The following is a 22,627-nucleotide window of genomic DNA, read 5'->3' as shown; positions in this document are numbered from 1 at the left end:
CCTGCAACCTTCAGGATCACTCCATGAGCGGATTCTTCGGCGTATTTCCCTATCTGGTTTCACCGATAAAAGCGAATGGCGAGGTGGACCGCGTCGTCCTCGCTGAACTGGTTGAACACCTTATCAGTAGTGGTGTACACGGTCTGACGCCGCTTGGCAGCACCGGTGAGTTCGCGTATCTGACGGAAAAACAACGCGTTGATGTTGTGAGTACCGTGATGGAGGCCGCGCGCGGCCGGGTGCCGGTGATAGCCGGTGTGGCAGCGACGACGATTCAGGATGCGGTCACGCAGACTCATACCTACCTGAGTCTGGGCGTTGACGGCATTCTGGCGATACTGGAAGCCTATTTTCCACTGACCGATGCCGGGGTAGAGAGCTACTTCCGGGCCATTGCCGCCGCGGCGCATCCCACGCCGGTGGTGTTGTACACCAACCCACAATTTCAACGTACCGACCTGAGCCTTCCCGTGATTGAGCGCTTAAGCCATGTGGATAACATTCGCTACATTAAGGATGCCTCCACCAATACGGGCCGGTTGTTATCGATCATGGAACGAACCGGTGGTCGCATGCAGGTTTTCTCTGCGTCTGCCCATATTCCCGCCTGCGTGATGCTGATTGGCGGCGTCGGCTGGATGGCCGGTCCGGCCTGTATCGTGCCGCGACAAAGCCTGGCCTTGTATGACGCGGCTAAACAGGGCGACTGGCCGCGGGCGATGGAACTGCAACGCCCGTTGTGGCGGGTAAACGAAATTTTTGCCAAATACTCCGTGGCCGCCTGTATTAAGGCGGCGCTGGAAATGCAGGGTTTTGCCGTTGGCAATCCGATTGCGCCGCAACAGCCGTTAACGCATCACGCCCGCGATGAGATAGCCAGCGTATTAAAAGAGGTGGGCGCATTGTGAGGTCCATTCCCGTTATTATCGATTGTGATCCCGGTATTGACGACGCTCTGGCACTATTGAGCGCATTTGTCGCGCCACAATTGTCGATTCAGGGCATTACCGTCGTGAATGGCAATCAGCCGTTACCCAACACACTGCGCAATGCGTTGCAGATAGTTGAACTGGGCGGACGTACCGATATTCCGGTGTTTGCCGGTTGCTGGCAGCCGTTGTTACGTGAACCTATCCACGGTCAGTTTCATGGCCAGCATGGTCTGGGCGACAGCGATTTTCCCGCGCCGCGTAAAACCGAGGAACCGCAGCATGCGGTTAACTTTATTATCGCCCGTTGCCGTGCGGCGGCGCAGTGTGGCGAGCGAATTACGCTGTGTTCGCTGGGGCCGATGACGAATCTGGCCAGCGCGTTCAGCATCGCACCCGATATCGCCGCAGGTATTGAGCGGATTGTTTCGATGGGCGGTGCCTGCCGTGAGTTGGGTAACCGTACCATGACGTCGGAATTTAACCTGCTGGCTGACCCGCATGCGGCACACATCGTTTTTTCTCAGGGCGTACCGATGACGCTGTTGCCACTGGATGCCACCCATCAGGTGATCCTGACGCCGGAACGGGTCCATGAACTGGTGGCCCATGCCGGACGATTACGCGGCCCGTTGAGTCAACTGATGGCCTTTTGGGATCGTAATGACATCAAACGTTACGGCTCGCGCGGCGGACCGTTGCATGACCCGCTGGTGATTGCCTGGTTACTGCGCCCCGATCTGTTTCGCACTGAGCGAGCACGAATACTGGTGGAGCATCAGAGCGAACTGTGCATGGGGCAGAGTGTGATGGATCTTTACGGCAAATCTGGCCTGACGCCGAATGTCGATGTGGTGACAGGTGTAGAGGTTGACGAGGTCATCCGCTTGTTCTGCCAGTTGTTTTCAGCTTATGAAACGTTTTCAGCGTATGACACGTCTTCAATGTATGACGTATCTTCAGCCAATAACAGACCGTCAGCCAATAACAACCCTTCAACCGATAACAGGCCTTCAGCTCATGGAACCACGCGATGACACGCCAGCGAATCATCATTGACACTGACCCCGGCGTCGATGACGCGATCGCGTTATGGCTGGCGTTGGCCTCGCCGGAGCTGGAAGTACTGGGTATCACGGTAGTGGCTGGTAATGTGGCATTAGAACATGCGTTGGCGAACGCCCGGCGGATCGTGGCGTTGTCTGGCCGTATCGATGTACCGGTCTTCGCTGGCGCGACAAAGCCGCTGGTTGGTCCACAGCGTTACGGCAAGTATGTTCATATCGGCGCGTTCAGCGATGCGCTGGTACCGGCGGGCGAGTGTCAGGCCACGATGCAGGAACACGCGGTGGAGTTTATCGTGCGTACCGCACGTCAGGCGGCACAGGAACACAACCCGATTACCTTTTGTGCCATCGGGCCGATGACCAATCTGGCGCTGGCGTTGGTCCAGCACCCAGATGTGGCGCGGGGTATCCGCCAGGTAGTGACCATGAGCTGTGCGTTTAGCGCACTCGGTCACCGCATGCCGTGGGCGGAATTCAATGTGTATGCCGACCCCCATGCCGCCAGCCGGGTATTTAGTAGCGGTATACCGTTGGTTATCATGCCGTTGGATATGACCTTTCAGGCGCTGATCACCCAGCAGGAAATCGCCCAATTGCAACGTGATGCCGGGTTACCGGGTCAGGCTATCGCGCGTCTGCTGGAGGCGTTTGACCGCAGTGATGTGGCGCGCTTCGGGCGCGAAGGCGGCCCGATACATGATGCAACGACGGTGGCGTGGTTACTGCAACCGTCACTGTTCGCCGGTCATGAAGCGCGGGTTGGGGTGACAGTTTCCGGTGAAACCGCCGGACACACCTGGGCGGATTTTTATGGCAAGCTGTCGCAGGCACCCAATGCGCAGGTCATGCAGTCGGTCGATGAACCCGGTTTTTTGTCGTTGCTGGTGCGGGTGCTCCATCGTTATGGCCGGGCGGATACCCCGTAGCTTCCTGTGTAATCATCACTGCTAACCACAAGGACTTGTCATGGCCCGCTTTTTACTCAGCCGTTTTTTGCAAACCCTGATAACGCTGGCGGTCATGTCGGTGTTGGTGTTCGCGGGTGTGTATCTGGTCGGCAACCCGGTAGATTTGCTTCTGGGCAGCAATGCGACGCCTGCCGAGCGCGACGCGGTGATCCGTGCCTTCGGGCTGGATAAAACCCTATGGCAGCAGTACCTGCTGTTTGTCACCCATGCCTTGCAGGGCGATTTGGGCAACTCCTTTATTTTTAACCAACCCGCATTACACCTGATTTTGCAACGGATGCCCGCCACGCTGGAACTGGCGCTGGTGGCGTTTTTGCTGTCGCTGCTGGTGGGTATTCCACTAGGGGTGTTCGCCGGTCTGCGACCGGACAGTCTGGCGGCAAAATCGGTGATGACGGTCTCCATTCTGGGGTTTAGCCTGCCAACATTTTGGATCGGCATGATGATGATCATGCTGTTTAGCGTGAAGCTCGGCTGGCTGCCGTCGTCAGGGCGAGGCGAGACGGTAACGGTCGCCGGTATCCCCCTGAGTCTGCTGACGCTGGATGGCTGGCAACATCTGCTGCTGCCGGCGCTGAATCTGGCGCTATTCAAGATTTCATTGATTATTCGCCTGACCCGCGCAGGCGTGCGGGAATGCCTGCAACAGGATTATGTGCGTTTTGCCCGCGCCAAAGGGTTGTCTGAAAGCCGCATCCTGTTTGTACATGTGCTGAAAAATACGCTGATACCGCTGATTACGGTAATTGGCCTGGAATTGGGGTCGTTGATTGCGTTTGCGGTCGTGACCGAAACGATTTACGCCTGGCCGGGGATGGGCAAGCTGATTATCGACGCCATCGCCGTGTTGGATCGCCCGGTGATTCTGGCTTACCTGATGATGACAGTGGTCATGTTTAGCCTGATCAACCTGCTGGTGGATGTGCTGTACGCCGTGGTGGATCCGCGTATCCGCTTAGGGGGTGAGCAATGAGCTTGCCAGAGCGTTCGGTGCATACGGCGTCTACCCTGCCGGTATCACATTCGGCACTGAGCCGCAGGGTCTTGATGCTGTGGCAAGACCGGCTGGCGCGGCTGGGGCTGCTTGTGCTGGCGTTGATTGTGGCGCTGTCGCTGCTCGCCCCGTGGATTGCGCCGCAAAACCCCTATGATTTATCGCAGTTGATGATCATGGATAACCGCCTGCCGCCGGGTTCAAGTGGCATGAGCGGGTTAACGTATTGGCTCGGCAGCGACGATCAGGGGCGTGATGTGCTCAGCGCTATTCTCTACGGCACGCGCACCAGCCTGATAGTGGGCGTCAGCAGTGCACTGGCGGCGTTGTGTATCGGTATGGTCGTCGGCCTGTTGAGTGCCTGGCTCGGGGGTAAAACCGATGCGTTGTTGATGCGTATTGTTGATATCCAGCTTAGCTTCCCACCGATACTGATAGCCCTGATCCTGTTGGCGGTGCTCGGGCAAGGGGTGGATAAAATTATTCTGGCGCTGGTGATCACCCAATGGGCCTATTACGCCCGTACCCTTCGTGCCTCTGCGCTGTTGGAAAATCGCCGCAACTATGTGGATGCGGCGCGCGGTATGGCCTTTTCCACCCCGCGCATTCTGTTTCGCCATGTGTTGCCCAACTGCCTGCCGCCGCTGATCGTGGTCGCCACAATGCGTATTGCTTACGCCATCATGCTGGAAGCGACGCTGTCGTTTCTTGGCATCGGTCTGCCGATTACCGAACCGTCGCTGGGGTTATTGATTGCCAATGGTTTTGACTATCTGCTGTCCGGCGATTACTGGATCAGCCTGTTTCCCGGCCTAATGTTGCTGTTGCTGATTGTGGCCATCAACCTGATCGGCGACGCCTTGCGTGATGCGCTCAATACCAGACAGGAGGAGTGAGGGGTGAATCAGCCGGTACTGCGCGTTGAACAACTGAATACCGCTTTTCGGGTGAACGGTGAGTGGCTGAAGGTGGTGCAGGATTTGTCGTTTGAGATTGGCGAGCGGGAAACCGTGGCGCTGGTGGGCGAATCCGGCTCTGGCAAAAGCGTCACTGCGCTGTCCATCATGCGTTTGCTGGCAGGACCACAGGTGCAAACTCGTGGGCGGGTGCTGTTCGAGGGGCGGGATTTGCTGGCGTTACCCGCCCGTGAGATGCAGCGCATTCGCGGCAACCGCATCGGCATGGTGTTTCAGGAGCCGATGACCAGCCTCAATCCGGTACTGAAGATCGGCACCCAGATAACCGAAGTGCTGCAACGCCACCGGGGGATGGAGCACGCCAGTGCCCGAACCGAAGCCGTACGTCTGTTGGAGAAAGTGCGTATTCCCGCAGCGCAAGCCCGGCTGGATGAGTATCCGCTGAGCTTTTCCGGCGGTATGCGACAGCGGGTGGTGATCGCTATCGCATTGGCTTGCAACCCTAAGTTGTTGATTGTCGATGAGCCGACGACGGCGCTGGATGTCACCATTCAGGCGCAGATCCTGTCATTGATCCAGACGTTGCAGGATGAGGAAGGCATGTCGATTCTGTTCATCACTCACGATATGGGGGTGGTGGCGGAGGTCGCCGATCGCACCATCGTAATGTATCGCGGTGAAGGGGTGGAAATGGCGGAGACCCGCCAGTTATTTCAGGCACCGCAGCATCCTTACAGCAAAACGTTATTTTCCGCGGTACCGCGACTGGGTGACATGGCAAACAGCCCATTGCCGCAACGCTTCGCATTATTCGGGCAACCGACCACGAACGAACCGCTGCAAGACACCGTCATCGCGGGCGCACCGGTGCTGGCGGTGCGTGATCTGATCAAACGTTTTGAGGTGAAAAGCGGGTGGTTGCGGCGGGTAACCGGCCGGGTACACGCGGTCGAAAACGTCTCTTTCAGTCTGCAAGCCGGAGAAACGCTGTCGCTGGTGGGCGAGTCCGGCTGTGGCAAGTCCACCACAGGGCGCGCTATCTTGCGATTGCTGGAGCCGAATGGCGGTACGGTATCGCTGTGCGGTGAAAACATGCTGAGCGCTGATAAGTCTGCGCTGGCCGGGCTACGGATGCGGGCACAGATGATTTTTCAGGATCCGTATGACAGCCTCAACCCACGGCTGACTGTTGGCCGGGCGATTGCTGAGCCCATGGTCAGTCACGGTCTGGCATCTGCCCGGCAGGCACCGCAGAAAGTGGCGGAATTGCTGGAGCGGGTCGGGTTACAGGCCGACATGGCGGAGCGCTATCCGCACCAGTTTTCTGGCGGGCAGCGCCAACGGCTATGCATTGCACGGGCGCTGGCACTCAATCCGCAGTTGATCATCGCCGATGAGGCGGTGTCGGCGCTGGACATGACGGTTAAAGCGCAAATCGTCAATCTGTTGCTTGATTTGCAACAACAACTGGGGCTGGCGTATCTGTTTATTTCTCACGACATGGCGGTGGTGGAGCGCATTAGCCATCGTGTGGCGGTGATGTATCAGGGGGAGATTGTGGAGATTGGCCCGCGTCAGGCGGTATTCAACAACCCGCAACATCCGTATACCCGCCGTCTGCTGGCCGCCGTGCCGGTGCCTGACCCGCAAAGACGAGTATATCGATCACTGCTGGCGGACGAGTTGCATAGCCCGTTGCGTCCTCTGGGTTACCAGCCGCCGGTACGCCGTTATCGGCAGGTAGGCGACGACCATCTGGTGTTATTGTCTTGAAAAAACCGGTCACCCACGTCGTGATCGTATCGCTTCAGATGTAAAGAGGGCGGCCAGTGATGAATCGCAGAGGATTTCTTACCGCTATATCGACGGCTACCGTGCTCCTGACGGCTGGCCGGGTATTGGGGGTATCATTGGCTGCGCCACGCCCACGTATCAACCTGTGGGGCGACACCCCGCCGGGCGGCGGAGGCCCCTTTGACCCGCCTCACGTGAGTGCACGAGGTGCGCTTAGCCACATCGCCAATCCATACCTTGACGTGTTTGCACCGGAAAAACCCAATGGTCAGGCTATCCTGGTGGCGGCGGGTGGCGGTTATCAGCGTATCGAAATGGGCAAAGAGGCCTGGCCTGCCGCCGCCTGGTTGGCTGCGCAGGGGTATACGGCCTACGTACTGGCGTATCGTCTGCCCGGTGAAGGCTGGCATGACGGCAGCCGGGTGGCGTTGCAGGACGCGCAGCGAGCATTACGGGTGATTCGCCACCGGGAACGCCGGGTGGGGGTATTGGGTTTTTCAGCCGGAGGGCACTTGTTGGGGATGGCGGCGCTTAGGCATGAGGCGCGCTATCCTCCGCAGGATGAACTGGATACGTTGCCGATTCAGGCTGACCATGCTGCGTTGATTTATCCGGTGATCACGTTGGAAAAGCCTTATCAGCATACGGCGACGCACCGGGTGTTGGTAGGGCGCGATGCCAGCGCCGCGCAGGAGGCCGAATGGTCGGTACAATCCTATGTCTCAGGACGCTCGCCCCCCTTTTTTCTGGTGCAGGCAGACGATGATTCGGTGTCCGATCCGCATAATACACTGATCATGGCACAGGCCTGTCAGCGTGCTAACGTGCCGGTGGTGATGCAACGCTATCCCGTCGGCGGGCACGGTTTTGGACTGGGGGAGCCGGGCTCGCCGGTCGCGGCCTGGCCGTCGGCGTACCTGAACTGGCTGCATCGTCAGCCTCCTGTCGTTATTTCTGTGCAGGCAGCTCCCGCATGAAAATCATGGCCCCACAGGGCGTGATGCATCTGATTTTCCTCCCCCGATCCCTACAGGATTTTTATTTTCTGCTGCCGAGAATTTACAGAAAATTTATCCCGGTCATCCAATAATCAGGCAGATGTTAACGGGGTCGACGAGTGCTACACCCACGGCGTGAATACGTTGTCGCCGGGTCGATCCGTCATTCATTCTGATGGGGCTGATATCGTTATGCTATTACGCGTCATGAACGCCAATGTCATTACCGGGTCGTTTCCCGAACCGGTCGAGCGATGTTTTCGCGATGAAGTGGAAACCTACCTGAAGCATTACCCTGATACCGAACATGTCGATATTTACCTCCATGACCTGAATGGCTGTGTACGCGGTAAGCGTCTGTCAGTTCGAGCCTTGTTTACGTTGGAACAAGGGTGTTATTTCCCTCTGTCGGTCTACGCCATGGACCTGGACGGTCACGTCATCGAGCAAAGCGGGTTAGGCAAACAGGTTGGTGAACCGGACCGCTTATGCCTGCCAGTCATCGGTACGCTACGGCCTTGTGCTGATGACCCCATGCACCATGCCCAACTGTTACTGACGATGAAAAATGTGGACGGCACTGCCTGCGAGCTGGAACCCCGCGTGGTATTGCAGAACCTGCTACGCCGTTTTCATGACGTTGGCCTGTATCCGGTAGTGGCGGCTGAGCTGGAGTTTTATCTGCGCGATCGCAGCCAACCCGCTCCGTCATCAGCCCAACCATCCCACTGTTTTCTGGTCGATGAGCAGGGTGCTCAACTCCACTTTCTCGATGAAGTTGAGCGTCATGCCAGAATGCAACAGGTGCCGCTAACGGGGATCGTCGCCGAAGCGGAAGCCGGGCAGTATGAGTTTAACGTGCAGCATAGTGACAGAGTGCTGGAGGCGTGTGAGCAGGTCTTGACGTTAAAGCGGATAACGAGGCAACTGGCGGAAAAATTCAATCAGTCGGTCTGTTTTATGGCGAAGCCCTACGCCGAACTGTCGGGGAGTGGGCTGCATGTACACATCAGCCTGCGGGATCGCCACGGTACCAACCTGCTGGCCGGTGAGCCGGGGCAGACACTCAGCGAAACCATGCGGCGCTCACTGGCGGGCATGATGGCACTGATGCCTGCATCTGTAGCGCTGCTGGCTCCGAATGTGAATGCGTTTCGCCGCTTGCGGCAGGGTGGGCACGCCCCGCTCCACGCATCCTGGGGGTTTAACGATCGCACCGTCGCGCTGCGGTTGCCCTGTACGGATCACGATAATCAGCGCATCGAGTATCGTCTGGCTGGCGCTGATGCTAACCCCTATCTGGTGATGGCGACGCTGTTAAGCGGTATGTGGTATGGCCTTGAGCATGACCTACCGTTGACCGGCACCGGACGACATGAGGCGATCCCGTTGTCGGAGTGTGTCGCGTTGCCGCACTATCAGCAGGATGCACTGGCGCTGTTCAGGCAGTGTTTACCGTTGCAGGAATTGCTGGGTGACGCGTTTAGCCAACTGTGGCTGACCTGTAAAAGTGCGGAGTTGCGTCAGTTTGACGCCAAAGTTACCGAGGCGGAAAACGAGTGGCATTTATAACCACGATGGCTGTAGCGTCTGGCTGGTGACTCCGCCCAGATAACCTACGCCGTCTCCTGCGTTGTGATAATGTGGCTGCGGTACGCCGTTGGGTCATGAGCAGGAGTGTTCGCATGGGAATCGTAAACGCCATCGTCAGTCGTCAGCGCAGTGTCGGTTTGTCTATTCGTTATCCCCTATGGGGGCTTGGTGCGATCGCCCTGTGTTTCACGGCATCCGCACAGGCTGACAGCCAGTTGTGTCTGGCGGCGACCGCGCCCTCGGCATCCGCACTGCTGTCGACCGTTTCTCATCCGCCGTCAGCGCAGCCGCAGGCTATCCCGGTTATGCATACCGAAGGAACGCTTCCCCATCAGGGGATCTATGATATCTCGAACGCCGCCCGACGCGATTTTAGCTATATGCGTGATTTGGCGCTGGCGTGGTATCGGGCCGGGGATGCGACATCGCTATCCCGATTGGCAACCTATCTTGATGCCTGGACGACAACTTATCGTCTGAGTTTTAACCCTATCGATGAAACCAGTCTGGATGGATTGATTGACGCTTATCAGCTCACTCACGATGCGTTGCCGCAAGCCACACAGGCACGCACCCGACGTTTTCTCAACGAGCTAACCACCGGTTACCTGCAACAGATGCAGGCGCATCAGCAGGATAAGCGCGGGACCTGGAGCAATAACTGGCAAAGCCACCGCGTTAAGCTCTTGACGATGGGGGCGGCTGCGCTGGGGGATGCCCACCTGATGGCGGCGGCGCAGGATGCCTTTGTTCGCCAGTTGAACGCCAACATCCGCCCTGATGGTGAAGTGTTGGATTTCAGCCAGCGAGATGCACTGCATTATGTGGTGTACGACCTGGAACCGCTGGTACGTGCTGCCCTGGCGGCGCGAACGCAAGGGCGTGACTGGCTTGATTTGAAAGGTGCGGAGGGGCAGAGCCTGCGTGGCGCGCTGGCGTGGCTCACCCCGTATGCGGATGGGGTGAAGACCCATCAGGAATTTGCCCGTACCACGGTGAAATTTGATATCGCACGGCGACAAGCGGGGGTGGCTGGGTTTGATGGTCTCTGGCCTGCTAAAACGGCGGCAGCCCTGTATTGGTCAGCCAGTTCGCTGGATGACCGTTATCTGGAGACGGCCAGCAAACTGAACGCCACGCCGCCCCGATGGTTGTGGGCGGCGGTGTCGTGCCGGTAAGCAGTATCTGACGGTTTACCCCGCCAGTAACTGGCCGTAGCGGGCCAGATCAACGTTGCCGCCACTGACGATAATACCGACGCGTTTCCCCCGCAGTTCGTGCTGGCAGGCGCGGGCTGCGGCGAAGCCAAGACAGCCGGTCGGCTCGACCACCATCTTCATGCGCTCGGCGAAAAAGCGCATCGCGGTGACCAGTTCATCATCACTGACGGTTAAAATGTCATCCACATGCTTGCGAATCAACGCGAAGGTGTACTGACCCAGATGCTGCGTCTGAGCACCGTCGGCGAGGGTGTTGGGCGTATCGATATGTACGATGTGGCCGCAACGAAAAGACTGCTGACCATCGTTACCGGCTTCAGGCTCGACGCCGTATACCCGACAGCCGGGTGACAGTTGACGTGCCGACAGCGCTGAACCGGATAACAGCCCGCCGCCGCCCATGCAAACAAACAAGGCATCCAGCTCACCGACCTCCTCGAACAGCTCTTTCGCTGCCGTTCCTTGACCGGCGATGATATGTGGGTGGTCAAAGGGGGGAATCAACGTCATGCCATGCTGTTGCGCCAGTTCACGGCCGATGGCTTCACGGTCTTGCGTGTAACGATCGAAGGTCACCACCTGTGCGCCGTACCCTTTGGTGGCGGCTATCTTGGCCGCCGGGGCATCCTGCGGCATGAGGATGGTCGCGGGGATTCCCAACAGTGTTGCCGACATGGCGATCGCCTGCGCGTGGTTACCGGAGGAGAACGCTACCACACCGGCCGCCTTTTGCTCTGGGGTGAATTGCAACAGCGCGTTCATCGCGCCGCGAAATTTAAACGCCCCCATACGCTGGAAGTTTTCGCATTTGAAGTAAAGCTCTGCGCCGAGCGCGTCGTTGGCGGTACGGGAGGTGAGAACCGGCGTGCGGTGGGCATATCCGGCAATCCGCTCACTGGCGGCGACAACGTCGTCATAAGAAGGCAGAACAAGCTGGCTCATGGCGGTTCCTTTATGTAAACGATTTATCCAGTTTTAAACAAAGTGTCTTGATTTTATAGCCGGTATTGTAGCCATTGCCAACCGTTTTTCGCGGGCAGGCGGGCTTTTTTGTCTGAATGCCACACTGGCCTGGTTTGACATAACGTCTATTTATAAATAATTTATCCAGCAATAAAAGGTGAAGGAGAAACAGGGTGACGCATCTGCCAGACTCGATACTACTTGAACAGCTCAATACCATTGCAGAAGGGCTGGGGGAGACCTTTGCACCGTTTTGCGAAGTGGTGATCCATGACCTGAAAAACCCGGAGCACTCGATTCTGGCGATTTACAACAATTTGTCTGGGCGGGAAGTCGGACAGTCAACCACTGAGCTGGGGTTGGCGCGTATCGCATCGCCGGAATTCCCCCGTATCGTGGCCAATTATGCCAATCAGTTTGCTGATGGCCGCCCGGTGAAAAGCACCTCGATAGGCATCAAGGACGCCAGCGGTGAATATGTCGCCTCTTTGTGCCTGAATGTGGATATGACACTGTTTCGTGGCATCCAGCACGCTTTCGCACATTTTAATCAGGTCAATAGCGGCGTACTTACCGAAAGTCTGGAACCGTCCGGTGCCGAAGCGATCCGTCAGCGTATCGACCAATTTGCGGCGCGTCTGGCGACCACACCGCGCGCACTGAAAGCACCGGAGCGGCGTCTGCTGATGCAGGAACTGCGGGAAAGCGGTTTACTTGACGTGAAGAAATCGATGGAGACGATTGCGCAACATCTGGGTATTTCACGCGCTTCCGTCTACAGCTATGCCCGCTAGCCTTGGCGGGAATCGGTCATCGTAGCGGCAGCGGCGAACCTGCGCCATGCGGCTCGAATCATTTACGGTACAGCGAGCTAATTCTCATCAGAAGAAAGATCATTTTCTTATGATCTTCTTATTATTCTATTGATTATTTCTGTTAACTCTCACGCCTCAGTCATTTTAAATCGGTACCTATTTATACCCTAAATAATTCGAGTTGCAGGAAGGCGGCAAGAGAGTGAATCCCGATGAGCTTACACAGGTAAGTGATTCGGGTGAACGAACGCCGCCAACACACCTGCAACTTGAAGTATGACGGGTATATATAGGCAGGTAATAACAACACACATAATCAAATCTGCCATTCATCACAGGATACAGAACATTTGCTGCGGGAATATGGTGGAGAAATGACCGGTGGTCTATGCTTTTCAAAACAGGAAGATGCAGCAGATGACGTGAGACACATATTTTTCTTTTTAATGGTGTATAAGAAGTAAGAGTTATTTGAAGCGCGTCAGCGATCGCGTAGAGTGGGGTAAGGCCACCGGCCTGATTTACCTGCATGACTGATGTTGCCTTGTAACCATACATTAATAATTATTTGCATTGAGGACAGAATGGATAAATTTCAAAAAGAGATTGAGGAGAGAACTAATCTTACCTCGTCCAACAAGTTTGAATTGTTATTGTTCCGTTTGGGATCGGCCACCGGTGAAGGGCCATCCGAGCTGTTCGGTATCAATGTGTTCAAGCTTCGTGAAATCGTTCCGATGCCAACCTTGACCAAGGCTGCGGGTATGACACCACCGATGCTTGGTATGATTAATATTCGCGGGCAGATTATTCCCGTTATCGATCTTCCGGCGGTGGTAGGGTGTGCGGCAAGTACCGGGCGCAACATCCTGCTGGTGACGGAATATGCACGCAGCACCCAGGCGTTTGCCGTTGAATCGGTTGACGATATTGTCCGTCTTGACTGGAGTCAGGTAAATACCGCTGAGGCAGGCGTCAGCAATAGCTATATCACCAGTATCGCGCGTCTGGACAGCGATCCGGCAAGTAACCGTCTGGCGCTGGTATTGGATGTGGAACAGATTCTGCACGACATTATTCCCACCGAGCGTGAAATCAAAATTGAAAGCGTGGAAGAGAAAACGTTCCACCTGAAACCCGGTGCAGTAGCGATTGTGGCTGAAGACTCCAAAGTCGCCCGCACGATGCTCGAAACGGGGCTGAAGGTGATGAATATTCCCTACATCATGCATATCACCGGTCTGGGAGCCTGGAATAAGATCAAATCCATGGCGGAGGAAGCGAAGGCGGAAGGTCGGCCAATCTCCGATAAGATTGCCTTTGTGTTGACCGACCTGGAAATGCCGGAGATGGATGGATTTACGCTGACACGTAATATCAAGCGTGATGAGGCGCTGAAGCACATTCCCGTTATCATCCACTCTTCACTGTCCGGCTCAGCCAACGAAGATCACGTACGCAATGTTGGTGCTGATTCGTATGTGGCGAAATTTGAAATCAATGAACTGGCCGCTGCTATCCACAAGGTTGTGGATCGTGTGAAACCGAAATAAGGCCAATGGCATTAACACAATGACATGAACACAATGGTATTAACTCAATAGCATTAGCCAAATTGTGTCGGCTAAATGGTATTAATCCAAGATGGTGTTAATCCAATAATGTAAGTGATTCCGTTCGGCCCTGTGCTGCTAGCATGGGGCCGATGCGTATACGGCAGTAGGTTCCTGCCGATATTCCTGTCTCTCCGCAACGATATTCCTGCTCTGTTTTTTCATGCTTACCTCATTGTGATTAACGATACCAATGCGCAAAGCGCTGGGCTGATCACAATTCGCGCGATGTAAAGGGAGTGATGGAAACCCGCACGTTACGCGGGCTGGCATGGCAATCACGGCCAGCGTGCCAGTTATCTTTACTCTAAAGCTAATGATTGCGACGGCTGCTTGATTGAAGCCGCTTCAGCCAGAGAACATACTTTTCCCAGACCAAGGCAAATCAAAATGATGAGCTGAATCAGGAGGTTAATAATGTTGTCTGGGCAAACGTCACCGCGGGTCTGGAATACGCGCCGCAGTGAAAAGCAACGACGCAAAGCGTCGATACCCGTTTCGGGCAAGGTGCTGCCTACCGAACATCTGGCCGCGATGCTGGAAAAATTGATCGCTCCCGGCGATAAGGTCGTGCTGGAAGGTAATAACCAAAAGCAGGCCGATTTCCTCTCCCGCACCCTGTCGGAAGTCAACCCGCAGGTAGTGCATGACCTGCACATGATCATGCCAAGCGTTGGGCGTAGCGAGCATCTGGATATCTTCGAGAAAGGCATCGCCCATAAACTCGATTTCTCCTTCTCGGGTACGCAAAGTCTGCGCATTTCTCAGCTGTTGGAAGACGGCGTGCTGGAAGTGGGGGCGATTCACACCTATATCGAACTCTATTCCCGTCTGTATGTTGATTTGATCCCGAATGTGGCACTGGTGGCCGGGTATAAAGCCGACCGTAAAGGCAACCTGTACACCGGCCCCAGCACCGAAGATACCCCGGCACTGGTTGAAGCCGCTGCATTCCATGACGGCATCGTCATCGCGCAGGTGAATGAACTGGTGGATGACGAAACCGATTTACCACGCGTCGATATTCCCGGCTCCTGGATTGATTATGTCGTTGTCGCCGATAAGCCGTTCTTTATCGAACCGCTGTTTACCCGCGATCCGAGACTGATCAAACAAGAACATATTCTGATGGCGATGATGGCCATCAAGGGCATCTATGCCGAGCATCAGGTGCAGTCGCTCAACCACGGTATCGGTTTTAACACCGCCGCGATTGAGCTGCTGCTGCCGACCTATGGCGAGCGTCTGGGGCTGAAAGGCAAGATCTGTAAACACTGGACCCTGAACCCGCATCCCACCCTGATCCCGGCGATCGAAAGCGGCTGGGTCGAGAGTATCCACTGCTTCGGCGGTGAACTGGGGATGGAAGCCTATATTGCCGCGCGGCCGGATGTGTTTTTCACCGGCGCTGATGGGTCGATGCGTTCTAACCGTGCATTTTGCCAGCTGGCGGGACAATACGCCGTCGATATGTTTATCGGTTCGACCTTGCAGGTCGACGGGTTGGGTAACTCATCTACCGTGACTAAAGGCCGTCTTGCCGGGTTCGGTGGCGCGCCCAACATGGGGCACGACCCACATGGACGTCGTCACGCTACCCCAGCCTGGCTCGCCATGATCAACGAGCCTGACCCAATGCAGCGCGGGCGCAAGCTGGTGGTGCAAATGGTGGAAACCTTCCAGGCTGGCGTGAAACCGACGTTTGTGGAAAAACTCGATGCGGTCGACGTGGCGAAAACCACCGGTATGCCGCTGGCTCCGGTGATGATTTATGGCGACGACGTGACTCACGTGCTGACCGAAGAGGGGATTGCCTATCTCTATCGCGCCAACAGTCTGGAAGAACGGCGGGCGATGGTCGCAGCGGTAGCCGGGATCACCGATATCGGGTTGGGTGTGGACGCGCAACGCGTGGCGGAGTTTCGCCGCAGCGGCAAGGTGGCCTACCCGGAAGACTTGGGGATCCGCCGTACCGAGGCGACCCGTTCTTTGTTGGCCGCAGGCAGCGTAGCCGATCTGGTGGAATGGTCAGGCGGCTTGTACAACCCGCCAGCCAAATTCCGGAGCTGGTAAATGAAAACGCAGCGACAGTCTGATGCCCACGACTACGCCCACTGGCTGGCTGAAACCGCAACGCATTGCCTGATTGCGGAAGCGCGACTGAGCCCTAAACCGGGTCTGGTCGATAGCCGCGGCAGAGGTGCGCATCAGGATTTGACGCTCGCGCTGATGGAGCGCTCGGCTCACAGCCTGACCGCGACCTTTCATGCACTGGCGCTTCAGAGCTGGCAACGCTCGGCAGATGTCGCGTTACGGCAAATCGTCGGTCGGGTGGGGCGCGAAGGCGAACAGCAGATGATGCTGGCGACAGGCGGTGTGAATACGCACCGCGGAGCCATCTGGGCATTGGGGCTATTGGTGAGCGCCGCAGCGATGCTCGGCGGTTTTGGCAGCGAACAGACTATCACCGAGACGGCAGCACAGTTGGCTCGCCTGCCGGATAACGGCGCGCCGACAGTGTTCAGCAAAGGGCGGCTGGCGACGCAACGTTATCAGGTATCGGGGGCGCGTGAAGAAGCGCAGCAGGGCTTTCCACATATTACCCGGCTGGCGCTGCCGCAACTGCGACGCAGTCGGCGTCAGGGCGCGAGCGAGAACGACGCGCGGCTGGATGCGCTGATGGCGGTTATGACGTCGCTGAGCGATACCTGTGTGTTGTCACGCGCCGGGCTTGACGGGTTGCAGGCCATGCAGCAGGGCGCACAGGCAGTACTGGCGGCAGGTGGCGTGTCTTGCCCTGCCGGTCGACAGGCGCTGGCGCAACTGGATACACGCATGCTGGCGCTGAACGCGTCGCCCGGTGGCGCGGCCGACCTGCTGGCTGCCACGCTATTGCTTGATGGTATCGCACAACCATCTTTATACGATTAAGAGGGTGTTATGGAACACATTACATTGTCATTCCCGGCTACCCGCATGGCCAGCGGCAACGCGCTGGCGGGCGTGGTGGGATCCGGTGATATGGAAGTGCTGTTGACGGCGGATGCCGGACAGACACTCACCATCGACATCACCACGTCGGTGGATAACAGCCGGGCACGCTGGCAGGCGCTGTTTTCCCGGTTAAGTACGCTTGGCAGCCTGACGGCTGGCACCATGACCATCCACGATTTTGGTGCCACGCCCGGTGTGGCACGCATCCGTATCGAACAGGTTTTTGAAGGGGTGAGTTATGCGTGACGACCGCAGTTTTATCGAACTTAAAGCGCGGGAACGCGCCCACGCGCTGCTGGATGAAGGCAGCTACCGCGAGCTGCTTGGACCGTTTGACGGCATGGTGTCGCCGTGGCTGAGTCAGCAGGGGATCGTGGTGCAGTCAGACGACGGCATGGTGGTCGCGAAAGGTACGTTGCAGGGCAAACCGACCGTCGTTATCGCGATTGAAGGGGCATTTCAGGGCGGCAGCATGGGGGAAGTCTCCGGGGCCAAGATGGCTGCGGCGCTGGAACTGGCGGCTGAGGACCAACGGAACGGTATTCCGACGCAGGCGATTCTGTGTCTGGAAACGGGCGGGGTACGGTTGCAGGAAGCTAATCTGGGACTGGCGGCGATCGCCGATATCCATGCCGCGATTGTCGACTTGCGTCGTTACACGCCGGTTATCGGCATCATCGCCGGGACGGTGGGGTGTTTTGGTGGCATGTCGATTGCCGCCGCGCTGTGCAGCCACCTGATTGTCACCCGCGAGGCGCGTCTGGGGCTGAATGGCCCGCAGGTGATCGAACAGGAAGCTGGCGTCGCCGAGTACGACTCACGCGATCGTCCGTTCATCTGGAGTATGACCGGTGGTGAGATTCGTCACCACAGCGGTCTGGCCGACAGTCTGGTGGCCGATGGCGTTAACGCGGTCAAACACGCGGTGAATGACGCCCTTGCCCACGGCGTACCGGCGCAACACCGTTCGGATAAGTATGCGTGGTATCTGACACGTCTGACTGACGCCGATACCCGTACACAGGCCGACACGCAACAGATCCAACAGCTTTTCGGGGAGGTAAAACCATGAGTCAGGTAGCACATCGCGGCGCGCTATGGTTAGACGCGCTGGCACCCGGAAAACCACGCCTGAGCGGGCTGTGCCCGTCGGTACAGGTGGCAGATGGCAATATCGCCGGTGAGCCGGTACGTTTTATCGCTGTGGTTCCCGACGTGAATAACCACTACCCGCGAGCGGTAAAAGGCGAAGTTGGCTTGCTGGAAGGCTGGACGCTGGCGAAGGTGGTGCATGAAACGATTGCGGCCGATCGCAACAGCGAGAAGAAACGCCCGATCATAGCGGTAATTGATGTGCCCAGTCAGGCGTATGGTCGCCGGGAAGAAGCCTTCGGCATTCATCAGGCGCTGGCGGCGTCGGCAGGGGCCTATGCTCAGGCGCGCCTCGCCGGTCACCCGGTGATTGGGTTGATCGTCGGCAAAGCGATGTCCGGTGCGTTTCTGGCTCATGGCTATCAGGCTAACCGACTGATCGCCTTTAATGACCCGGAAGTCCAAATTCACGCCATGGGCAAAGCCTCAGCGGCGCGTATCACGCTCAGAAGTGTCGAAGATCTGGAGAAGCTGGCCGCGACCATCCCGCCGATGGCGTATGACATTCGCAACTACGCCACGCTGGGGTTGTTATCCACGCTGCTGGATGTCGCCAACCCGGATGCGCCGTCCGCCGACGATTTGTCGCAGGTGAGCGCGGCACTGCAACAGGCGGTGGCCGATGCCCGCCGTGACCCGTCGCTGAAAACGCGGCTGGGTGCGGACAACCGGCGCAGTTCTTCCCTCGTTCGTGAGCGGATGAGGGCGCAGTGGTAAGCGCGCTTAACCACGCTTACAGCTAAGTCACACACCGGTGGCTGGTTCGTGTTGAACCACGACGGCCACCTATCGGTAAGCCAATAAAGAGACCTGCCAGATAACAGGGGCAAGGTGCCATTCGGCACCTGCAGGATCCCTTTTGTCTGAAAAACGGCCGTCTGAACATTGACAGACATTGCGCCCGCCACTGTGCGGACACAAGCCAAACCATCGCGCTGGAACTGATACTCTTTTTATTACAGGTGAATACGATATGACTTATGTAATTGTTCATGCCCTCGCGCCCATTTTTATCATCATGCTGCTGGGGTTCTGGGCGGGCAAAGCTAAGCTGGTGGATAACAAGAACGTCGCGCTGCTCAATATTTTCGTGATGGATTTTGCTTTGCCAGCGGCATTGTTTAGCGCCACCGTGCAAACGCCCTGGGCCGGCATTGTCCAACAGTCTCCGCTGATCGTGGTGTTGACGCTGGCGATGTGGATAACCTACGCCGCTATCTACTTTCTGGCCGTCAAGGTATTCCATAAAACGCCGCAGGATGCCGCAGTGCTGACGCTGACTGTCGCGCTGCCCAACTACGCGGCACTCGGTTTGCCGATCCTCGGCAGTGTGCTGGGCGATGGCTCATCGACATCACTTTCCGTAGCGGTCTCCATTGCCTGTGGCTCGGTGTTAATGACGCCGTTCTGCCTGCTGATTCTGGAGCGCGAGAAGGCGCTGGCGTCTGGCGGCAATCAGACCTCTACGCTGTCGATGCTGCCGGTGTTGATGTGGCGTTCGCTGAAAAAACCGATCGTGTTAGGGCCGCTGCTGGGTGTCGTGTTGTCTGCCATCGGTATCCGTATGCCAGAACTGTTGCTGTCGGCGATTAAACCGCTGGGGTTATCTGCCACCGCGACCGCGCTCTTCCTGACCGGGGTTATTCTGTCTGCACGCCAGCTAAAACTGAATTCGATGGTCACCACCGCGGTATTGACCAAGTTGCTGATTCAACCGGCGTTGGCATGGGGTATCGTACTGGTACTGGGGTTACACGGCTCGGTGGCGATCACCGCGATTCTGATGATTGCGCTGTCCGCCGGGTTTTTCGGGGTGGTGTTCGGTAACCGCTTTGGCGTGCAATCGCCGGATGCAGAAGCTGTACTGCTGTTAAGCTCCGTTCTCTGTATCCTGTCGCTGCCGCTGTTTATCACGTTAACGTCAGGTATTTGAACGACATCAGGAGTCTGAATCATGGTAACGACACGTCCGCACGATCTGTTATGGCTTGCCTCCCGCGATGCGCTGGAGGGTATTGATGCCCCTTGGGTCGCGAGCCAATGGCAACCGGCGCTGCCGGTGGTAGTGCGGCGTGACGTTGACCCGGCCGGGCTCATTCCGGTGGGGGTGCGCGGCCTGCGCCGCGACCAGCGTGCTGCCGGGTGGGTAGCAGCAGCGCAGATTGTTCGGGTGGTTACGCCAGACAGTCTGTGCAACCTGTCAGCGTTGCTGCATTCGCCGTTTGTTTCTCAGCCACCGGTACAGCTTGCGATTCAACTGGCGCAACAGCACTGGCCGTGGCAATGGGGCATCACCGGGGCTACCGCCTACGCGCTGGCAACGCAAGTGCCGGTACTGCATGCCGCCAGCGACCTGGACCTGCTGATTCGCGCACCACAGGCGTTGGAGCGTGACGCGCTGGCGAACTGGCAACGGCTGCTATCCGCCTCGCCGCTGTGCCGGGCTGATACGCAAATTGAAACGCCCAACGGCGCTTTCGCGCTGGCTGAATGGTTACGCGATGGACAGGTGCTGTTAAAAACCAACCACGGCCCGCGGCGGGTCAGCGACCCGTGGGCAATGGAGCCGTAAAATGAAAATTCTGTTTACCTTCCCCGGTCAGGGCGCACAGTACGCTGGCATGTTGCAGCAATTGCCTGCCGATACATGCGTGTTGGATGAAGCGTTTGCCGTGTTGGGGGATGAGGTTTACCAACTGGATACCCCGCAGGCACTACGACACACCCGCGCGGTGCAACTGTGCCTGTTGATCACGGGGGTGGCCTGGGCCAGAGCGCTGATGGCGCGTGACCTGATGCCGGACATGGTCAGCGGGTTGTCGATTGGCGCGTTTCCGGCGGCGGTGATAGCCGGGGTACTGCGTTTTGACGATGCGTTACGGCTGGTGGCGTTGCGAGGTGATCTGATGGAGCAGGCATACCCGCAAGGCTACGGATTGACCGCGATTATGGGCTTAAGCCAGTCCGACGTGGAAGCCTTGCTGCCCGGCAGCGGGGCGTATATCGCCAACCTGAATGCTGAACGGCAAATTGTGATTGCCGGTAGCGATGAAAGCATGGCACAGGTGGAGGAACAGGCACTGCAACGCGGTGCCAGCCGGGCGCAACGCCTGCATGTTAGCGTGCCGTCGCACTGTGCGCTGCTCGATGCGCCCGCCGGGCAACTGGCGGCGGCGATGGCGTCGGTGTCTTTTGCTCCTCCCCGTTGCTGTTACCTTAGCGGCAGCTCCGCCCGTGCTATCTGGCAACCGGAGCGTATTGCAGACGATCTGGCGATGAACATGGCGCGCACCGTGCGCTGGCATGAGGCGATGGTGGCAGCGGAAGAGCGTGATGTCGGGCTGGCGATTGAGATGCCACCGGGTGGCGTGCTGACCTGTCTGGCGAAACAAGCGTTTAGTCGCAGTGAGGCATTTTCACTGGCGCGCAGCGGTAGTGATGTGGTCATCCACCGCACCGCGCAACTCAGGGCGCAGGGGTAGTATTCAGGCTGCGGGCGTACATACGGCCTTCGGCCACCAGCGCCAGCAGATTCGGGTCGTGCTCGCGGTTGCGAGCGAAGACGATGGCGATAAGCTGGCGCATCTGATAAGGCGGCGCCAGTGGTAGCAGTTGCACATCGTTCTCGTATACCTTTTTCATCCGCTCGGGGATCAGGGTAAAGCCGACACCGGCCTGCACCAGACTCAGCATGGAAAAGATATCACCCACCCGTGTGACAATCTCTGGTTCAAAGCCTGCGATGTGAAACGCCTCCTGAAAACCGGCATAGGTGGCAAACCCTTCAGACAGTGAAACGAACCGCTGGTGATGAAAATCCCTCAGGTCAGCCGGTTGACGGGTATCGAGCTGCGCGCTCGCCGGTGCCGCCAGACAAATATTATCCTCAAACAACGGCAGGCACTCTAACCGGTTACGATCAATCGTGTCGTCGGACAGCGAGATAAGGATCGCGTCAAGCTGTTGGTCATCCAGCATGGCGAGCAGACGCTGATTCGACCCCATGGTCAAATCCAATTCCAGATCAGGACGGCGCAGTTTGACGCCCATGATCAGGCGCGGCACCGTTTCCAGCGTCAGCGAATACAGTGTGCCGATACGCAGTCGACCCTGACCGACGCCTGCGGTCTTGCGGGTTTCTTCCAGCCCCCGTTCCATCAGCGACATCGCTTCCTGGCTGTATTCCAGCAGCGTATGTGCCGCTGGCAATGCCACCAGATTGCGACCTTTATGGATAAACAGCGGGCAGCGCACGCCTTCTTCCAACGTATGCAACGCCCGGTGCACGCTAACGCCGCTCAGCCCAAGACGCTCCGCAGTACGGGTGATGGTGCCGGTTTCCATGAATGTCTTGAAAATCTCAAGTTTACGGAAGGTGATGTCGCTGTCTGTTAGCATGTCGGGCTCATAGTGTGGGTGAGGCGGTGGATACCAATCGCTAAACCGTGGCGGGATTGTACCTGCAATACGCCATAAAAGGGGAGCGAGGTGCATCTGTTGTGATGCGGATGTCGATCGTGGAGCAAAATAATGTTGTTGGCCTGACATTACTTTAGGTCAGGGGAGGATTTAGTGACTTGATATGATGCTAAATCCTCAGTGTGATTACC

Annotated in this window: 21 protein-coding genes; 19 read left to right on the top strand and 2 right to left on the bottom strand. The window is 57.4% G+C overall.

Annotation, left to right across the window (positions count from 1 at the left end; genetic code table 11):
* The first annotated feature begins 23 nt into the window (after window positions 1–23).
* The 9 genes from DZE2538_RS11740 (at window position 24) to DZE2538_RS11700 (ending at window position 10,438) form a co-directional block, all read left to right on the top strand.
* A complete protein-coding gene (locus tag DZE2538_RS11740; protein ID WP_023640009.1) occupies window positions 24–908 on the top strand; it encodes a dihydrodipicolinate synthase family protein in 885 nt (294 codons plus the stop codon).
* Complete coding sequence (locus DZE2538_RS11735) at window positions 905–1,966, top strand: nucleoside hydrolase (protein ID WP_038916424.1); 1,062 nt, start codon at window positions 905–907, stop codon at window positions 1,964–1,966. The genes DZE2538_RS11740 and DZE2538_RS11735 overlap by 4 nt, the downstream gene beginning before the upstream one ends.
* Window positions 1,963–2,922 carry a nucleoside hydrolase gene (locus tag DZE2538_RS11730; RefSeq protein WP_038916423.1) on the top strand — a complete coding sequence of 320 codons (960 nt, stop codon included), beginning with the start codon at window positions 1,963–1,965 and terminating at the stop codon, window positions 2,920–2,922. Before DZE2538_RS11735 ends, DZE2538_RS11730 begins: the two co-directional genes overlap by 4 nt.
* Before the next feature lie 40 nt (window positions 2,923–2,962).
* On the top strand, window positions 2,963–3,937 hold the full coding sequence (locus DZE2538_RS11725) for an ABC transporter permease (RefSeq protein ID WP_023640006.1): 975 nt from the start codon (window positions 2,963–2,965) through the stop codon (window positions 3,935–3,937).
* Window positions 3,934–4,854 (top strand): ABC transporter permease, encoded by a 921-nt coding sequence (locus DZE2538_RS11720; protein WP_038916422.1) that lies wholly within the window; start codon window positions 3,934–3,936, stop codon window positions 4,852–4,854. Before DZE2538_RS11725 ends, DZE2538_RS11720 begins: the two co-directional genes overlap by 4 nt.
* Window positions 4,855–4,857: 3 nt before the next feature.
* A complete protein-coding gene (locus tag DZE2538_RS11715) occupies window positions 4,858–6,648 on the top strand; it encodes an ABC transporter ATP-binding protein (protein ID WP_038916421.1) in 1,791 nt (596 codons plus the stop codon).
* 59 nt (window positions 6,649–6,707) lie between these two features.
* A complete protein-coding gene (locus DZE2538_RS11710; protein ID WP_038916420.1) occupies window positions 6,708–7,646 on the top strand; it encodes an alpha/beta hydrolase in 939 nt (312 codons plus the stop codon).
* Window positions 7,647–7,859: 213 nt separating this feature from the next.
* The gene (locus DZE2538_RS11705) at window positions 7,860–9,239 is read left to right on the top strand and encodes a glutamine synthetase family protein (protein ID WP_050568677.1); all 1,380 of its coding nucleotides are present in this window, start codon (window positions 7,860–7,862) and stop codon (window positions 9,237–9,239) included.
* Between the two features lie 113 nt (window positions 9,240–9,352).
* A complete protein-coding gene (locus DZE2538_RS11700; RefSeq protein ID WP_038916419.1) occupies window positions 9,353–10,438 on the top strand; it encodes an alginate lyase family protein in 1,086 nt (361 codons plus the stop codon).
* Between the two features lie 15 nt (window positions 10,439–10,453).
* Here the strand turns inward: DZE2538_RS11700 and DZE2538_RS11695 are convergent, their stop codons facing one another.
* On the bottom strand, window positions 10,454–11,422 hold the full coding sequence (locus tag DZE2538_RS11695) for a threo-3-hydroxy-L-aspartate ammonia-lyase (protein WP_038916418.1): 969 nt from the start codon (window positions 11,420–11,422) through the stop codon (window positions 10,454–10,456).
* 194 nt (window positions 11,423–11,616) lie between these two features.
* Between DZE2538_RS11695 and DZE2538_RS11690 the strand changes: the two genes are divergently transcribed.
* From DZE2538_RS11690 to mdcH, 10 genes are all read left to right on the top strand, one after another.
* Window positions 11,617–12,237: a helix-turn-helix transcriptional regulator gene (locus tag DZE2538_RS11690; protein WP_038916417.1), complete on the top strand. Its 621-nt coding sequence runs from the start codon at window positions 11,617–11,619 to the stop codon at window positions 12,235–12,237.
* Between the two features lie 605 nt (window positions 12,238–12,842).
* Entirely contained in the window at window positions 12,843–13,811 is a 969-nt protein-coding gene (locus DZE2538_RS11685; protein ID WP_019846044.1) for a chemotaxis protein, read from the top strand.
* 477 nt (window positions 13,812–14,288) lie between these two features.
* Complete coding sequence (mdcA, locus tag DZE2538_RS11680; protein ID WP_019846045.1) at window positions 14,289–15,944, top strand: malonate decarboxylase subunit alpha; 1,656 nt, start codon at window positions 14,289–14,291, stop codon at window positions 15,942–15,944.
* Window positions 15,945–16,802, top strand: a complete 858-nt coding sequence (locus tag DZE2538_RS11675; protein WP_038916416.1) for a triphosphoribosyl-dephospho-CoA synthase — start codon at window positions 15,945–15,947, stop codon at window positions 16,800–16,802.
* Window positions 16,803–16,811: 9 nt separating this feature from the next.
* The gene (mdcC, locus tag DZE2538_RS11670; RefSeq protein WP_038916415.1) at window positions 16,812–17,111 is read left to right on the top strand and encodes a malonate decarboxylase acyl carrier protein; all 300 of its coding nucleotides are present in this window, start codon (window positions 16,812–16,814) and stop codon (window positions 17,109–17,111) included.
* Window positions 17,104–17,937, top strand: a complete 834-nt coding sequence (locus DZE2538_RS11665; RefSeq protein WP_023639995.1) for a biotin-independent malonate decarboxylase subunit beta — start codon at window positions 17,104–17,106, stop codon at window positions 17,935–17,937. Before mdcC ends, DZE2538_RS11665 begins: the two co-directional genes overlap by 8 nt.
* Window positions 17,934–18,734: a biotin-independent malonate decarboxylase subunit gamma gene (mdcE, locus tag DZE2538_RS11660; protein ID WP_038916414.1), complete on the top strand. Its 801-nt coding sequence runs from the start codon at window positions 17,934–17,936 to the stop codon at window positions 18,732–18,734. The genes DZE2538_RS11665 and mdcE overlap by 4 nt, the downstream gene beginning before the upstream one ends.
* 256 nt (window positions 18,735–18,990) lie before the next feature.
* Window positions 18,991–19,950 carry an AEC family transporter gene (locus DZE2538_RS11655; protein ID WP_023639993.1) on the top strand — a complete coding sequence of 320 codons (960 nt, stop codon included), beginning with the start codon at window positions 18,991–18,993 and terminating at the stop codon, window positions 19,948–19,950.
* A gap of 21 nt (window positions 19,951–19,971) precedes the next feature.
* The gene (locus tag DZE2538_RS11650) at window positions 19,972–20,589 is read left to right on the top strand and encodes a malonate decarboxylase holo-ACP synthase (protein WP_038916413.1); all 618 of its coding nucleotides are present in this window, start codon (window positions 19,972–19,974) and stop codon (window positions 20,587–20,589) included.
* A 1-nt stretch (window position 20,590) separates the two neighbouring features.
* Window positions 20,591–21,499: a malonate decarboxylase subunit epsilon gene (mdcH, locus tag DZE2538_RS11645; RefSeq protein ID WP_038916412.1), complete on the top strand. Its 909-nt coding sequence runs from the start codon at window positions 20,591–20,593 to the stop codon at window positions 21,497–21,499.
* On the opposite strand, the gene DZE2538_RS11640 is transcribed toward mdcH, so the two are convergent.
* Window positions 21,483–22,415: a LysR family transcriptional regulator gene (locus DZE2538_RS11640; protein ID WP_019846052.1), complete on the bottom strand. Its 933-nt coding sequence runs from the start codon at window positions 22,413–22,415 to the stop codon at window positions 21,483–21,485. The two genes, mdcH and DZE2538_RS11640, sit on opposite strands and share 17 nt — an antisense overlap.
* Window positions 22,416–22,627: the final 212 nt, after the last annotated feature.

Origin of the sequence: Dickeya zeae NCPPB 2538 (assembly GCF_000406165.1) — a bacterium.
GTDB classification, from domain to species: domain Bacteria; phylum Pseudomonadota; class Gammaproteobacteria; order Enterobacterales; family Enterobacteriaceae; genus Dickeya; species Dickeya zeae.
This window is presented reverse-complemented; position numbering and strand designations above follow the sequence as displayed.